The sequence below is a fragment of the Pseudomonas sp. NPDC077408 genome (genome assembly GCF_050269105.1).
In the GTDB taxonomy this organism is placed as follows: domain Bacteria; phylum Pseudomonadota; class Gammaproteobacteria; order Pseudomonadales; family Pseudomonadaceae; genus Stutzerimonas.
In genome coordinates this window covers 1-15,595 of the sequence record NZ_JBNNHS010000019.1, presented here as the reverse complement: position 1 = coordinate 15,595, position 15,595 = coordinate 1, and the positions used below count along the sequence as shown (strand labels likewise).

Genomic DNA, 15,595 nt, shown 5'->3' with positions numbered 1-15,595 from the left:
CCGTTCTTCAAAGGCTACCGTCCGCAGTTCTACTTCCGTACGACTGACGTGACCGGTAACTGCGAGCTGCCCGAAGGCGTTGAGATGGTGATGCCGGGCGACAACATCAAGATGGTTGTTACCTTGATCGCTCCGATCGCCATGGAAGACGGTCTGCGTTTCGCGATTCGCGAAGGTGGCCGTACCGTTGGTGCCGGCGTGGTTGCCAAGATCATCGAATAATCGATTGATCTGATTCATTCGGGCCGGCATAATAGTCGGCCTGACTCTTGTTAGGCCAGTAGCTCAATTGGCAGAGCGGCGGTCTCCAAAACCGCAGGTTGGGGGTTCGATTCCCTCCTGGCCTGCCAAATTCAATATCGAATTTGGCAGTATTTACAGGGTTCTAGCAGATGAATGTCAAAGCAGAAGCCAAAGACTCGCGCTTCGATCTGGTGAAGTGGCTTGTTGTGGCTGCTTTGGTTGTTGTGGCTGTGGTGGGTAATCAGTATTACGCTGCCGAGCCTATTCTGTACAGGGTTCTTGCGCTGCTCGTATTTGCTGTGGTTGCAGCGTTTGTTGCGCTACAGACGTCTAAAGGTCGTTCCTTTTTCGTTCTTCTGAAAGAGGCGCGCGTCGAGATTCGTAAAGTCGTTTGGCCGACCCGTCAAGAGACCACTCAGACCACGCTTATTGTCGTCGCGGTCGTGCTGGTTATGGCTCTGCTGTTGTGGGGTCTTGATTCTCTGCTCGGTTGGCTGGTTTCCATGATTGTAGGTTAAGGGTGTCCCGTGGCTAAGCGTTGGTATGTCGTTCATGCTTACTCGGGTTACGAGAAGCATGTCATGCGTTCATTGATTGAGCGCATCAAGCTTGCCGGCATGGAAGATCATTTCGGCGAGATTCTAGTTCCCACTGAAGAAGTGGTTGAAATGCGTAACGGGCAAAAGCGCAAAAGTGAGCGCAAATTTTTCCCGGGTTACGTTCTTGTTCAGATGGATATGGCCGAAGGCGCTTGGCACCTGGTTAAGGATACGCCTCGCGTGATGGGTTTCATTGGTGGAACCGCTGATAAGCCTGCGCCGATCACGGATAAAGAGGCTGAAGCCATTCTGCGTCGCGTTGCTGACGGTAGTGATAAGCCTAAGCCCAAAACATTGTTCGAGCCGGGTGAAGTCGTGCGTGTGGCTGACGGCCCGTTTGCTGATTTCAATGGCGTGGTTGAAGAAGTTAATTACGAAAAGAGTCGCATCCAGGTCGCGGTATTGATTTTTGGTCGATCAACGCCGGTAGAGTTGGAGTTCAGTCAGGTCGAAAAGGTCTAGCTGAAAAAGCATCCCACACCCCGCAGCTGATGGCTGCGGGGTTTTGTCGTCACTGGGATATTCAAGTGAACAGGGGAGCCGCAAGGCGCTAATACCCGGAATGGAGTACTTATGGCTAAGAAGATTCAAGCTTATATCAAGCTTCAGGTAAAGGCCGGTCAGGCCAACCCGTCGCCGCCAGTCGGCCCGGCGCTAGGGCAGCATGGTGTGAACATCATGGAGTTCTGCAAGGCGTTCAACGCTCGTACGCAAGGTCAGGAGCCAGGTCTCCCAACGCCGGTAATCATCACCGTCTATAGCGACCGCAGTTTCACTTTCGAGACCAAAAGTACGCCTGCTGCCGTTCTGTTGAAGAAAGCCGCTGGCATTACTAGTGGTTCTGCTCGTCCTAACACCCAGAAGGTCGGCACTGTTACCCGTGCGCAGCTGGAAGAGATCGCCAAGACGAAGAATGCTGATCTTACCGCCGCTGATCTCGATGCGGCCGTGCGTACTATCGCCGGCTCCGCTCGTAGCATGGGCCTGAACGTGGAGGGTGTGTAATGGCTAAGTTGACCAAGCGCCAGAAGGCTTTCGCTGAAAAAATCGAAACTGGCAAGCAGTATTCGTTCGAAGATGCCGCGACGCTGTTGGCTCAGCTGTCGGCAGTGAAGTTCACTGAGTCCTTCGATATCGCCATTAACCTTGGCGTTGATCCGCGTAAATCCGATCAAGTTGTGCGTGGCGCTACTGTTCTGCCCAATGGTACCGGTAAAAGCGTTCGGGTGGCTGTGTTCACTCAGGGCCCGGCGGCCGAAGCGGCGCTTGCTGCGGGTGCGGATCGCGTCGGTATGGACGATTTAGCTGCTGAAATGAAGGGTGGGGATCTGAGCTACGACGTCGTTATTGCTTCTCCGGATGCAATGCGTGTTGTTGGTCAGCTGGGCCAGATTCTTGGTCCGCGCGGTCTGATGCCTAACCCGAAGGTCGGTACTGTGACGCCGGACGTTGCGACTGCCGTCAAAAACGCCAAGGCAGGTCAGGTGCGCTTCCGTACCGACAAGAACGGTATCATTCATACTTCAGTCGGTAAGGTTGGTTTCGAGGCTGGTCAGCTGAAGCAGAACGTCGAAGCGCTGCTGTCGGACCTCAAGCGTTTGAAGCCGTCCACTTCCAAAGGCATCTATGTCAAGCGCGTAACCCTGAGCACCACCATGGGTCCTGGCTTGGTCATCGATCAGGCGTCGCTCGAGGCGTAAACATTCAGCGCCCTGCTTGGCAGGGTGCGACACATTGGGGTCCCTGCCTGGCGGGGGCTATCCAAGACCGTAGGCGACATGAGTCTTAAACCGTAAAAGGTTAGCTTTTACAGGCCTACGCAGAGGTGCTCCCGATTCGTACCGAATCAGACACCAAAACCCGTCCGGTTTCGACTGGACGAACCGGTAACAAGCAGGAGTAAAAACCCGTGGCAATCAAACTCGAAGACAAGAAGGCCATCGTCGCTGAAGTCAACGAGGCTGCCAAAGCTGCCCTGTCCGCTGTCGTGGCTGATGCCCGTGGCGTGACTGTGGGAGCCATGACCGGACTTCGGAGAGAGGCCCGCGAAGCTGGCGTATACGTGCGTGTAGTACGTAATACCCTGCTGCGCCGCGCTGTTGAAGGCACTCAGTATGATGTGCTCAACGACGTGTTCAAAGGCCCGACCCTTATCGCTTTTTCCAACGAACACCCGGGCGCTGCTGCTCGTATCTTCAAGGAATTCGCCAAGGGTCAGGACAAGTTCGAGATCAAGGCTGCTGCATTTGAGGGTCAGTTCATTGCAGCCAACCAGATCGACGCTTTGGCAACCCTGCCGACCTATGACGAGGCAATTTCGCAGCTGATGAGCGTGATTCAAGGCGCTACCAGCAAGCTGGCTCGTACTCTGGCGGCCGTTCGCGACCAGAAAGAAGCTGCAGCGGCCTAACGGCACGCACGAAGCATCTTTCGATTTTCTTTTTGAATCAGATGGCCGCAGGCCGTCATCTATACAGGAATTTAGAGTCATGGCTCTGAGCAACGAAGACATCATCAACGCCGTTTCCGAAATGTCCGTGATGCAGGTTGTTGAACTGATCAAGGCAATGGAAGAGAAGTTTGGCGTTACTGCCGCTGCTGCTTCTGCTGCCGGCCCGGCCGCCGCTGCTGCTGTGGTTGAAGAGCAGACCGAATTCAACGTCATGCTGTTGGAAGCTGGCGAGAAGAAGGTGAACGTGATCAAGGCAGTTCGTGAACTGACCGGTCTGGGTCTGAAAGAAGCCAAGGCAGTCGTCGATGGCGCTCCTGGCGTGGTCAAGGAAGGCGTGTCCAAGGACGAAGCCGAAGCTGCCAAGAAAGCCCTGGAAGAAGCAGGCGCCAAAGTCGAGCTCAAGTAAGCGCGACCTTGCGTCTACAGCCGAAGCGACTCGCGCAAGGCTGGTGGCTGGTGGCTTTTGCCACCGGCCTTTTTCCGTTGTAGCTGCCTGTTGATCATCTGGCAGTTCGAATGGAAACAACCGCTCCGGTGGGCGGTGCGAATCACAGGATTCGCAAGATTTTCTGGCTGCTCCCGTCGGGAGAAGCCAAACAAGCAGGTGACCAAGCTGGGGAACGCTGATGGCTTACTCATACACTGAGAAAAAACGAATCCGCAAGGACTTTAGCAAGTTACCGCACGTGATGGACGTGCCGTATCTTTTGGCCATCCAGCTGGATTCGTACCGCGAATTCCTGCAGGCGGGAGCGACCAAGGATCAATTCCGCGATATTGGCTTGCATGCAGCCTTCAAATCCGTTTTTCCGATAATCAGCTATTCCGGCAATGCGGCGCTGGAGTATGTCGGCTATCGCCTGGGCGACCCGGCTTTCGACGTTAAGGAATGCGTGTTGCGCGGCGTGACCTTCGCCGTGCCGCTGCGGGTAAAAGTCCGCCTGATCATTTTTGATAAAGAATCGTCGAGCAAGGCGATCAAGGACATCAAGGAGCAGGAAGTCTACATGGGGGAAATCCCCCTGATGACCGAGAACGGTACCTTCATCATCAACGGTACTGAGCGCGTCATCGTGTCTCAGCTGCACCGCTCGCCTGGCGTTTTCTTCGATCACGATCGGGGCAAGACCCACAGCTCGGGCAAGCTGCTGTATTCCGCTCGTATCATTCCGTACCGTGGCTCTTGGCTGGACTTCGAGTTCGATCCGAAAGATGCCGTCTTCGTGCGTATCGACCGTCGCCGCAAGCTGCCGGCGTCGGTGCTTCTGCGCGCGCTGAATTACGGCACCGAAGAAATCCTTGATGCGTTCTACGACACCAACGTGTTCCACGTTAAGGGCGAAGCGCTGAGTCTGGAGCTGGTTCCGCAGCGTCTGCGCGGCGAGATCGCCTCGTTCGATATCACCGACGAGAATGGCAAGGTCATCGTCGAGCAGGGTCGCCGGATTACCGCGCGCCATATCAATCAGCTCGACAAGTCCGGCATCAAAGCGCTCGATATGCCGATGGACTACGTCCTGGGCCGCACCACGGCAAAGGCCATTGTGCACCCGGCGACTGGGGAGATCATTGCCGAGTGCAACACCGAGCTGACCGTCGAAGTATTGGCTAAGTTGGTCAAGGCGCAGGTGGTTCGCTTCGAGACGTTGTACACCAACGACATCGATTGCGGCCCGTTCATTTCCGACACGCTGAAGATCGACTCGACTACCAATCAGCTCGAAGCGCTGGTTGAGATCTACCGCATGATGCGACCTGGCGAGCCGCCAACCAAGGACGCTGCCGAGACGCTGTTCAACAATCTGTTTTTCGCGTCGGAGCGCTACGACCTGTCGGCCGTAGGTCGGATGAAGTTCAACCGCCGTATCGGTCGGACCGAGATCGAGGGTTCCGGGGTGCTGAGCCGCGAGGACATCGTTGCGGTGCTGAAGACCCTGGTCGACATCCGTAACGGCAAAGGCGTCGTCGACGATATCGACCACCTGGGCAACCGTCGCGTACGCTGCGTGGGTGAAATGGCGGAGAACCAGTTCCGTGTAGGTCTGGTGCGCGTTGAGCGTGCTGTCAAAGAACGTTTGTCGATGGCAGAAAGCGAAGGGCTGATGCCGCAGGACCTGATCAACGCCAAGCCGGTTGCCGCGGCGGTCAAGGAGTTCTTCGGTTCCAGCCAGCTGTCGCAGTTCATGGACCAGAACAACCCGCTGTCGGAGATCACCCACAAGCGTCGTGTTTCGGCGCTCGGCCCGGGCGGTCTGACGCGTGAGCGTGCAGGCTTCGAAGTGCGTGACGTACACCCGACCCATTATGGTCGTGTCTGTCCGATTGAAACGCCAGAAGGTCCGAACATCGGTCTGATCAACTCGCTGGCTGCTTATGCACGTACCAATCAGTACGGTTTCCTGGAAAGTCCGTACCGTGTGGTCAAGGAAGGCGAAGTCACCGACGAGATCGTATTCCTCTCGGCGATCGAAGAAGCTGATCACGTCATTGCACAGGCCAGCGCCAAGCTGGAAGGGCGCAAGCTGGTCGACGAGCTGGTTGCTGTTCGTCATCAGAACGAGTTCACGGTCAAGGCGCCGGAAGACGTAACCCTGATGGACGTTTCGCCGAAGCAGGTTGTCTCCGTTGCTGCCTCGCTGATCCCGTTCCTTGAGCACGACGACGCCAACCGTGCATTGATGGGTTCGAACATGCAGCGTCAGGCCGTACCGACGCTGCGTTCGGACAAGCCTCTGGTTGGCACCGGGATGGAGCGCAACGTAGCGCGCGACTCCGGTGTTTGCGTGGTTGCCCGTCGTGGCGGCGTGATCGACTCAGTCGACGCCAGTCGTGTGGTCGTGCGTGTGCATGACGCAGAAGTCGAAACCGGTGAAGCGGGCGTCGACATCTACAACCTGACCAAGTACACCCGTTCCAACCAGAACACCTGTATCAACCAGCGTCCGCTGGTGAGCAAGGGTGATGTGGTCGAGCGTGGCGACATCATGGCCGACGGCCCGTCCACCGACATGGGTGAACTGGCGCTCGGGCAGAACATGCGCGTCGCGTTCATGCCGTGGAACGGCTACAACTTCGAAGACTCCATCCTCCTGTCGGAGCGTGTGGTCCAAGAAGACCGTTTCACCACCATCCATATCCAGGAACTGACCTGCGTATCCCGCGATACCAAGCTTGGCCCAGAGGAAATCACCGCTGACATCCCGAACGTGGGTGAAGCGGCGCTGAACAAGCTGGACGAGGCGGGCATCGTTTACGTGGGTGCCGAGGTGGGTGCAGGTGACATCCTGGTCGGCAAGGTCACGCCTAAAGGTGAAACCCAGCTGACGCCGGAAGAGAAGCTGCTGCGTGCGATCTTCGGTGAGAAGGCGTCCGACGTGAAGGACACCTCCCTACGTGTCCCGACCGGCACCAAGGGTACCGTCATCGACGTTCAGGTGTTTATCCGTGATGGGGTCGAGCGTGACTCCCGTGCGCTGGCCATCGAGAAGATGCAGCTGGACGAGATTCGTAAGGATCTGAACGAAGAGTTCCGTATCGTCGAGGGTGCAACTTTTAAACGTCTGCGCTCCGCTCTTGTTGGCGCGACTGTCGAGGGTGGGGCCGGGCTGAAGAAAGGCGCCGTCATCACTGACGAGATGCTCGATGGTCTCGAGCACGGACAGTGGTTCAAGTTGCGCATGGCCGAAGATGCACTGAACGAGCAGCTGGAAAAGGCCCAGGCCTACATTTCCGACCGCCGTCAGCTGCTCGACGACAAGTTCGAAGACAAGAAGCGCAAGCTGCAGCAGGGCGATGACTTGGCGCCTGGCGTTCTGAAGATCGTTAAGGTCTACCTGGCAATCAAGCGTCGTATCCAGCCTGGCGACAAGATGGCAGGTCGTCACGGTAACAAGGGTGTCGTCTCGGTCATCATGCCGGTCGAAGACATGCCGCACGACGTGCATGGCACGCCGGTCGACATTGTATTGAACCCGCTGGGCGTACCATCTCGTATGAACGTCGGTCAGATTCTCGAAACCCACCTGGGCCTAGCAGCCAAGGGGCTGGGGGAGAAAATCAACCGCATGCTGGAAGAGCAGCGTAAGGTCGCTGAGCTACGTAAGTTCCTCACCGAAATCTATAACGAGATCGGTGGCCGTCAGGAAAACCTGGAAAGCTTCAGCGACCAAGAAATCCTCGATCTGGCGAAGAACCTGCGCGGTGGCGTGCCAATGGCGACGCCGGTCTTCGACGGTGCCAAAGAGCGCGAGATCAAGGCCATGCTGAAGCTGGCGGATCTGCCAGAGAGCGGGCAAATGCAGCTGTTCGATGGTCGTACCGGTAACAAGTTCGAGCGCACCACCACGGTTGGCTACATGTACATGCTCAAGCTGAACCACCTGGTCGACGACAAGATGCACGCGCGTTCCACCGGTTCCTACAGCCTGGTTACCCAGCAGCCGCTGGGTGGTAAGGCACAGTTCGGTGGCCAGCGTTTCGGGGAGATGGAGGTCTGGGCACTGGAAGCCTATGGTGCCGCCTACACCCTGCAGGAAATGCTCACGGTCAAGTCGGACGACGTGAACGGGCGGACCAAGATGTACAAGAACATCGTGGACGGCGATCACCGTATGGAGCCCGGCATGCCGGAATCCTTCAACGTGTTGATCAAAGAGATCCGCTCGCTCGGTATCGACATCGATCTGGAAACCGAATAACCACGCACCGCCTATGCGACGTCCGGCATCAGCCGGTCGTCGCAGGTCCGTGAGGAGGAAAGGCCTTGAAAGACTTGCTGAATCTGTTGAAAAACCAGGGTCAAATCGAAGAGTTCGATGCCATCAAGATTGCATTGGCTTCGCCCGAGATGATCCGTTCCTGGTCCTTTGGTGAAGTCAAGAAGCCAGAGACCATCAACTACCGGACGTTCAAGCCCGAGCGCGACGGCCTGTTCTGCGCCAAGATCTTTGGCCCGGTCAAAGACTATGAATGCCTGTGTGGTAAGTACAAGCGCCTCAAACACCGTGGCGTGATCTGTGAGAAGTGCGGCGTTGAAGTTGCGCTGGCCAAAGTACGTCGTGAGCGCATGGCGCACATCGAGCTGGCCTCGCCGGTCGCCCATATCTGGTTCCTGAAGTCGCTGCCGAGCCGTATCGGCTTGCTGCTGGACATGACCCTGCGTGACATCGAGCGCGTGCTCTATTTCGAGAGCTATGTCGTGATCGATCCGGGCATGACCACGCTCGAGAAGGGGCAGCTGCTCAATGACGAGCAGTACTTCGAGGCACTGGAAGAGTTTGGTGACGACTTCGACGCCCGCATGGGTGCCGAGGCCGTGCGCGAGCTGCTGCACGAAATCGACCTGGAGCACGAGATTGGCCGCCTGCGCGAAGAGATTCCGCAAACCAACTCCGAGACCAAGATCAAGAAGCTGTCCAAGCGTCTGAAGCTGATGGAAGCCTTCTTCGGTTCGGGTAACCTGCCGGAGTGGATGGTCCTGACCGTTCTGCCTGTTCTGCCGCCCGACCTGCGTCCGCTGGTCCCGCTGGACGGTGGCCGTTTCGCGACTTCGGATCTCAACGATCTCTATCGTCGCGTGATCAACCGCAACAACCGTCTGAAGCGCCTACTCGACCTGTCGGCGCCGGATATCATCGTGCGCAACGAAAAGCGCATGCTGCAGGAAGCCGTCGACGCACTCCTCGACAACGGTCGCCGCGGTCGCGCCATCACTGGCTCGAACAAGCGTCCGCTGAAGTCCCTGGCTGACATGATCAAGGGTAAGCAGGGGCGTTTCCGTCAGAACCTGCTCGGAAAGCGTGTGGACTATTCCGGTCGTTCGGTTATCACCGTCGGCCCGACCCTGCGACTGCACCAGTGCGGTCTGCCGAAGAAGATGGCCCTCGAGCTGTTCAAACCGTTCATTTTCGGCAAGCTGGAAATGCGTGGCATGGCGACCACCATCAAGGCCGCCAAGAAAATGGTCGAGCGCGAACTGCCTGAAGTCTGGGACGTGCTGGCTGAAGTCATCCGCGAACATCCCGTGTTGCTCAACCGTGCACCGACGTTGCACCGTCTGGGCATCCAGGCGTTCGAGCCGGTCCTGATTGAAGGCAAGGCGATCCAGCTGCACCCGCTGGTCTGTGCCGCGTACAACGCTGACTTCGACGGCGACCAAATGGCCGTGCACGTGCCGCTGACGCTGGAAGCGCAGCTCGAAGCGCGCGCGCTGATGATGTCGACCAACAACATTCTCTCGCCCGCCAACGGCGAGCCGATCATCGTGCCATCGCAGGACGTGGTCCTGGGTCTGTACTACATGACCCGCGAAGCCATCAATGCCAAGGGCGAAGGTCGCGTATTCGCTGACCTGCAGGAAGTCGACCGCGTATTCCGCGGCGGCGAAGCGTCACTGCACGCCCGCGTCAAGGTGCGTATCAACGAGACCATCAAGGATCGCGACGGTAGCATCACCAAGAACACTCGTATCGTCGACACCACTGTCGGCCGCGCGCTGCTGTTCCAGGTGGTTCCGGCCGGCCTGCCGTTCGATGTGGTCAATCAGCCGATGAAGAAGAAGGCGATCTCCAAACTGATCAACCTGTGCTACCGCACGGTCGGCTTGAAAGACACCGTCATCTTTGCCGACCAGCTGATGTACACCGGTTTCGCATACTCGACCATTTCGGGCGTGTCGATCGGTGTGAACGATTTCGTCATCCCGGATGAGAAGGCGCGCATCATCGACGCCGCGACCGAGGAAGTGAAGGAAATCGAGTCGCAGTACGCCTCTGGCCTGGTAACTCAGGGCGAGAAGTACAACAAGGTGATCGACCTCTGGTCCAAGGCCAACGACGAAGTCTCCAAGGCGATGATGGCCAACCTCTCGAAAGAGAAGGTCATCGACCGCGACGGCAACGAGGCCGAGCAGGATTCGTTCAACTCGATGTACATGATGGCCGACTCCGGTGCGCGTGGTTCTGCCGCCCAGATTCGCCAGCTCGCAGGTATGCGTGGCCTGATGGCCAAGCCGGACGGCTCGATCATCGAGACGCCGATCACCGCGAACTTCCGTGAAGGTTTGAACGTACTGCAGTACTTCATCTCTACCCACGGTGCTCGTAAGGGTCTGGCGGATACCGCTCTGAAAACCGCGAACTCCGGTTACCTGACCCGTCGTCTGGTTGACGTGGCACAGGATCTGGTGGTTACCGAGGTCGACTGCGGTACTGAGCAGGGTCTGTTCATGACTCCGCACATCGAGGGCGGCGACGTGGTCGAGCCGCTAGGCGAGCGCGTGCTGGGCCGTGTCATTGCGCGTGATGTACTCAAGCCGGGCAGCGAAGAGATATTGGTTCCGGCCGGGACATTGGTTGACGAGCAGTGGGTCGACTTCATCGAGCTCAACAGCATTGACGAAGTCGTGGTTCGCTCGCCGATCAGCTGTGAAACGCGCTATGGCATTTGTGCGAAGTGCTACGGTCGCGATCTTGCTCGCGGGCACCAGGTCAACATCGGTGAGGCAGTGGGCGTCATTGCTGCGCAATCGATTGGTGAGCCCGGTACTCAGCTGACGATGCGTACGTTCCACATCGGTGGTGCGGCTAGCCGGACTTCTGCGGTCGACAACGTCATGGTCAAGAATGGCGGCACCATCCGCCTGCATAACCTCAAGCATGTAGAGCGTGCTGACGGCGCGCTGGTTGCGGTGTCCCGTTCCGGTGAGCTGGCGGTTGCCGACGACTTCGGTCGTGAGCGCGAGCGTTACAAGCTGCCTTACGGTGCAGTTATCTCGATCAAGGAAGGCGACAAAGTCGACGCCGGCGCTGTGGTTGCCAAGTGGGATCCGCACACCCACCCGATCGTCACCGAGATGAAGGGTGTCGTGACCTTCGTCGGTATGGAAGAGAACATCACCATCAAGCGCCAGACCGATGAACTCACCGGTCTGACCAACATCGAGGTGATGGATCCGAAGGACCGTCCGGCATCGGGCAAGGATATTCGTCCGGCGATCAAGATGGTCGACTCGAATGGCAAGGAGTTGCTGCTGCCGGGTACCGACGTACCGGCACAGTATTTCCTGCCAGCTAACGCCCTGGTGGGTGTGGCTGACGGTGCCGAGATCAATGTGGGTGACGTTATCGCACGTATCCCGCAGGAAACCTCGAAAACCCGTGACATTACCGGTGGTCTGCCACGCGTCGCCGACCTCTTCGAGGCGCGTCGTCCGAAAGAGCCTTCGATCCTGGCTGAAATCAGCGGCACGATTTCCTTCGGCAAGGAAACCAAGGGCAAGCGTCGCTTGGTGATCACGCCGACCGATGGTACCGATCCGTATGAGGAGCTGATTCCGAAGTGGCGTCACCTCAACGTGTTCGAGGGCGAGCAGGTGAACAAGGGTGAGGTTATCTCGGACGGTCCGAGCAACCCGCACGACATCCTGCGTCTGCTGGGCGTGAGTGCGCTGGCCAAGTACATCGTCAACGAGATTCAGGACGTTTATCGTCTGCAGGGCGTGAAGATCAACGACAAGCACATCGAGACGATTCTGCGCCAGATGCTGCGCAAGGTTGAAGTGGCGGAATCCGGCGATTCGAGCTTCATCAAGGGCGACCAGATGGAGCTCACTCAGGTTCTTGAGGAGAACGAGCGTCTCTCTGCGGACGACAAGTTCGGGTCAAAGTACATCCGCGTGCTGCTGGGTATCACCAAGGCCTCGCTGTCTACTGAGTCGTTCATTTCGGCGGCGTCCTTCCAAGAGACCACTCGCGTCCTCACCGAGGCCGCAGTGACGGGCAAGCGCGATTATCTGCGCGGCCTGAAAGAAAACGTGGTCGTGGGTCGACTGATCCCGGCCGGTACCGGGCTTCAGTATCACAGTGAGCGCAAGCGCAAGCGTGAAGCTGAAAAACCGGTTCGTGTGAGCGCCGATGAAGTCGAAGCGGCGCTGACCGAGGCGCTCAATTCGAGCGGTAACTGATTGGTGTCTGCCCCGGCGTAAGTCGGGGCGCGCCTTGACGGTGGGCAGGAAGCTCTTTAGACTCTTGTACCCCTAATTTGGCGGGGCTTTGCGCCCTGCCATTTTTCGTTTGTGTCGAAAGACAACAGTGGAGCTAGTAGATGGCAACGATCAACCAGCTGGTACGCCAGCCGCGCAAGCGCGTCGTCGAGAAAAGCGACGTCCCTGCGCTGCAGAACTGCCCGCAACGCCGTGGCGTGTGCACTCGTGTGTACACCACCACGCCAAAGAAACCGAACTCTGCACTGCGTAAGGTATGCCGTGTTCGCCTGACCAATGGTTTTGAAGTCGCCTCCTATATCGGCGGTGAAGGCCACAACCTGCAAGAGCACAGTGTCGTGCTGATCCGTGGTGGTCGTGTAAAAGACCTTCCGGGCGTGCGTTATCACACCGTGCGCGGTTCGCTGGATACCTCGGGTGTCAAGGATCGTAAGCAGGGTCGTTCGAAGTACGGCGCCAAGCGTCCGAAGTAATCGTATTTATATTTATCTGAGTCGATAAGAGTAAGGTCGGGCGTAACCTCATCGTTATAGTCCCGGGCTAACCTGAAGACCGTTTGAGGGCTTATCAATGCCAAGACGTCGTGTAGCAGCCAAGCGCGAGATCCTTGACGATCCGAAATACGGAAGTCTGATCCTCGCCAAGTTCATGAACCACGTGATGGAGAGCGGCAAGAAAGCCGTCGCCGAACGTATCGTTTATGGGGCCTTGGAAAAGGTCAAGGAACGCAAGAACAGCGATCCCCTGGAAATCTTCGAAAAAGCACTCGACGCCATCGCTCCGCTGGTCGAAGTGAAGTCCCGCCGCGTAGGTGGTGCGACTTACCAGGTTCCGGTCGAAGTTCGTCCGTCCCGTCGTAACGCGCTGGCCATGCGTTGGTTGGTAGATGCTGCGCGTAAGCGTGGTGAGAAATCCATGGCTCTGCGCTTGGCCGGTGAGCTGTCGGATGCATTTGAAGGTAAAGGCGCTGCTGTGAAGAAGCGTGAAGACGTGCACCGTATGGCTGAAGCCAACAAGGCCTTCTCGCACTACCGCTTCTAATTTTCAGCGTCATCAACTTGCGAGGGCTTTATGGCTCGTACTACCCCGATTAACCGCTACCGTAACATTGGTATCGTTGCTCACGTGGATGCTGGTAAAACCACTACCACCGAGCGCGTCCTCTTTTACACCGGCGTAAACCATAAAATGGGCGAGGTGCACGACGGCGCCGCGACCATGGATTGGATGGTGCAGGAGCAGGAGCGTGGTATTACCATTACCTCCGCTGCCACCACCGCTTTCTGGGCTGGTTCCGAGAAGCAGTTCGATAGGCATCGTTTCAATATCATCGATACCCCCGGTCACGTTGACTTCACCATTGAAGTGGAGCGCTCGCTGCGCGTACTCGATGGTGCGGTCGTAGTGTTCTGCGGTACTTCGGGTGTTGAGCCGCAATCGGAAACCGTATGGCGTCAGGCCAACAAATACGGTGTCCCACGTCTGGTCTATGTCAACAAGATGGACCGCGCTGGTGCTAACTTCCTGCGTGTGGTTGCGCAGATCAAGCAGCGTCTGGGGCACACGCCTGTGCCTATCCAGCTTGCTATTGGTGCTGAAGATAACTTCCAGGGCCAGATTGATCTGGTCAAGATGAAAGCCATCTACTGGAACGATGACGACAAGGGCATGACCTTCCGCGAGGAAGAGATCCCTGCCGAGCTTCAGGATCTGGCTGAAGAGTGGCGCAGCAACATGGTCGAGGCGGCAGCCGAGGCAACCGAAGAGCTGATGAACAAGTACCTCGAAGGCGAAGAGCTCACTACTGAGGAGATCAAGGCGGCTCTGCGTCAGCGCACTATCGCTGGTGAGATCGTGTTGGCTGTTTGTGGTTCTTCCTTCAAGAACAAGGGCGTGCCTCTGGTTCTCGATGCTGTTATCGATTATCTGCCAGCGCCAGCCGATATTCCGGCGATCAAGGGCACCGATATCGACGATGAAACCATCGAGATGGAGCGCCACGCAGATGATAGCGAGCCGTTTTCTGCGCTTGCGTTCAAGATTGCGACGGACCCCTTTGTCGGTACGCTGACCTTTGCTCGTGTCTATTCCGGTGTCCTGAATTCCGGTGACGGCGTTCTGAACTCGGTAAAGGGCAAGAAAGAGCGTGTCGGTCGTATGGTGCAGATGCATGCAAACAGCCGTGAAGAAATCAAGGAGGTTCGTGCAGGCGACATCGCTGCACTGATCGGTATGAAGGACGTCACGACTGGTGACACGCTTTGCGCTCTGGACAAGCCGATCATTCTGGTCCGTATGGATTTCCCGGAGCCGGTGATTTCGGTTGCGGTTGAGCCTAAGACCAAGGATGACCAGGAAAAGATGGGTATCGCCCTGGGCAAGCTTGCTCAGGAAGACCCTTCATTCCGCGTCAAGACCGATGAAGAGACTGGCCAGACCATTATCTCGGGTATGGGTGAGTTGCACCTCGATATTCTCGTCGACCGTATGCGTCGCGAGTTCAATGTCGAAGCCAACATCGGTAAGCCTCAGGTGTCTTATCGTGAGAAAATCACGAAGTCCTGTGAGATCGAGGGCAAGTTCGTTCGCCAGTCCGGCGGTCGCGGTCAGTTCGGTCATTGCTGGGTTCGTTTTGCGCCTGCAGATGAGGGGCAAGAAGGTCTGCAGTTCGTTAACGAGGTGGTTGGTGGCGTGATTCCGAAGGAATACATCCCCGCCATTCAGAAAGGCATCGAAGAGCAGATGAAGAACGGCGTAGTCGCCGGCTATCCGCTGATCGGCCTGAAGGCGACAGTGTTCGATGGTTCCTACCATGACGTCGACTCCAACGAGATGGCGTTCAAGGTTGCGGCTTCCATGGCGACCAAGCAGCTGTCCCAGAAGGGTGGCGCTGTAGTGCTTGAGCCGATCATGAAAGTCGAGGTTGTAACGCCTGAGGACTACATGGGTGACGTGATGGGCGACCTGAATCGTCGTCGCGGTCTGATCCAGGGTATGGAAGATACGGTCTCCGGTAAGGTTATTCGTGCCGAGGTTCCGTTGGGTGAGATGTTCGGTTATGCAACCGACGTCCGCTCCATGTCTCAGGGTCGCGCCAGCTACTCCATGGAATTCTCAAAATACTCCGAGGCTCCGTCGAACATCGTCGAAGCTATCGTTAAAAAACAAGGTTGATTCAGCCCTTTAAGTAAGAGGTTTACTGTCGTGGCTAAAGAAAAATTCGAACGTAACAAACCGCACCTGAACGTCGGTACCATTGGTCACGTCGACCATGGCAAGACCACGCTCACCGCAGCTCTG

At 57.1% G+C, this 15,595-nt stretch carries 13 protein-coding genes and 1 tRNA gene; all 14 read left to right on the top strand.

Annotated features, from left to right (window positions below; genetic code table 11):
- On the top strand, positions 1-222 hold a 222-nt coding region (locus tag ACQKEK_RS23110; protein ID WP_019485052.1), incomplete at its 5' end, for an EF-Tu C-terminal domain-related protein.
- A 52-nt stretch (positions 223-274) separates the two neighbouring features.
- Positions 275-350: transfer RNA gene (locus ACQKEK_RS23105), tRNA-Trp, on the top strand.
- A 42-nt stretch (positions 351-392) separates the two neighbouring features.
- On the top strand, positions 393-761 hold the full coding sequence (gene secE / locus ACQKEK_RS23100) for a preprotein translocase subunit SecE (RefSeq protein ID WP_128122059.1): 369 nt from the start codon (positions 393-395) through the stop codon (positions 759-761).
- A 9-nt stretch (positions 762-770) separates the two neighbouring features.
- The gene (gene nusG / locus ACQKEK_RS23095) at positions 771-1,304 is read left to right on the top strand and encodes a transcription termination/antitermination protein NusG (RefSeq protein ID WP_019342058.1); all 534 of its coding nucleotides are present in this window, start codon (positions 771-773) and stop codon (positions 1,302-1,304) included.
- A 111-nt stretch (positions 1,305-1,415) separates the two neighbouring features.
- Positions 1,416-1,847, top strand: coding sequence for a 50S ribosomal protein L11 (gene rplK / locus ACQKEK_RS23090; protein ID WP_019342057.1), 432 nt, complete (start codon positions 1,416-1,418; stop codon positions 1,845-1,847).
- On the top strand, positions 1,847-2,542 hold the full coding sequence (rplA, locus tag ACQKEK_RS23085) for a 50S ribosomal protein L1 (RefSeq protein WP_128122058.1): 696 nt from the start codon (positions 1,847-1,849) through the stop codon (positions 2,540-2,542). Before rplK ends, rplA begins: the two co-directional genes overlap by 1 nt.
- Before the next feature lie 209 nt (positions 2,543-2,751).
- A complete protein-coding gene (gene rplJ, locus ACQKEK_RS23080; protein WP_128122057.1) occupies positions 2,752-3,252 on the top strand; it encodes a 50S ribosomal protein L10 in 501 nt (166 codons plus the stop codon).
- Positions 3,253-3,331: 79 nt separating this feature from the next.
- Entirely contained in the window at positions 3,332-3,700 is a 369-nt protein-coding gene (gene rplL, locus ACQKEK_RS23075) for a 50S ribosomal protein L7/L12 (protein ID WP_128122056.1), read from the top strand.
- A 220-nt stretch (positions 3,701-3,920) separates the two neighbouring features.
- Complete coding sequence (rpoB, locus tag ACQKEK_RS23070; RefSeq protein WP_499144434.1) at positions 3,921-7,991, top strand: DNA-directed RNA polymerase subunit beta; 4,071 nt, start codon at positions 3,921-3,923, stop codon at positions 7,989-7,991.
- 65 nt (positions 7,992-8,056) lie between these two features.
- Complete coding sequence (gene rpoC, locus ACQKEK_RS23065; protein WP_499144433.1) at positions 8,057-12,256, top strand: DNA-directed RNA polymerase subunit beta'; 4,200 nt, start codon at positions 8,057-8,059, stop codon at positions 12,254-12,256.
- A 140-nt stretch (positions 12,257-12,396) separates the two neighbouring features.
- Positions 12,397-12,768: a 30S ribosomal protein S12 gene (gene rpsL / locus ACQKEK_RS23060; protein WP_003291416.1), complete on the top strand. Its 372-nt coding sequence runs from the start codon at positions 12,397-12,399 to the stop codon at positions 12,766-12,768.
- 97 nt (positions 12,769-12,865) lie between these two features.
- The gene (gene rpsG / locus ACQKEK_RS23055) at positions 12,866-13,336 is read left to right on the top strand and encodes a 30S ribosomal protein S7 (RefSeq protein WP_045430600.1); all 471 of its coding nucleotides are present in this window, start codon (positions 12,866-12,868) and stop codon (positions 13,334-13,336) included.
- Positions 13,337-13,366: 30 nt separating this feature from the next.
- Positions 13,367-15,469 (top strand): elongation factor G, encoded by a 2,103-nt coding sequence (fusA, locus tag ACQKEK_RS23050; RefSeq protein ID WP_128122054.1) that lies wholly within the window; start codon positions 13,367-13,369, stop codon positions 15,467-15,469.
- Positions 15,470-15,499: 30 nt separating this feature from the next.
- A partial coding sequence (locus ACQKEK_RS23045) for a GTP-binding protein (RefSeq protein WP_260985023.1) occupies positions 15,500-15,595 on the top strand: 96 nt, incomplete at its 3' end.

Excerpts from the sequence above, each read along its gene's own strand:
- secE (WP_128122059.1), top strand. The coding sequence starts at position 393 with ATGAATGTCAAAGCAGAAGCCAAAGACTCGCGCTTCGATCTGGTGAAG.
- rplK (WP_019342057.1), top strand. The coding sequence starts at position 1,416 with ATGGCTAAGAAGATTCAAGCTTATATCAAGCTTCAGGTAAAGGCCGGT.
- rplA (WP_128122058.1), top strand. The coding sequence starts at position 1,847 with ATGGCTAAGTTGACCAAGCGCCAGAAGGCTTTCGCTGAAAAAATCGAA.
- rplL (WP_128122056.1), top strand. The coding sequence starts at position 3,332 with ATGGCTCTGAGCAACGAAGACATCATCAACGCCGTTTCCGAAATGTCC.
- rpoB (WP_499144434.1), top strand. The coding sequence starts at position 3,921 with ATGGCTTACTCATACACTGAGAAAAAACGAATCCGCAAGGACTTTAGC.
- rpsL (WP_003291416.1), top strand. The coding sequence starts at position 12,397 with ATGGCAACGATCAACCAGCTGGTACGCCAGCCGCGCAAGCGCGTCGTC.
- rpsG (WP_045430600.1), top strand. The coding sequence starts at position 12,866 with ATGCCAAGACGTCGTGTAGCAGCCAAGCGCGAGATCCTTGACGATCCG.
- fusA (WP_128122054.1), top strand. The coding sequence starts at position 13,367 with ATGGCTCGTACTACCCCGATTAACCGCTACCGTAACATTGGTATCGTT.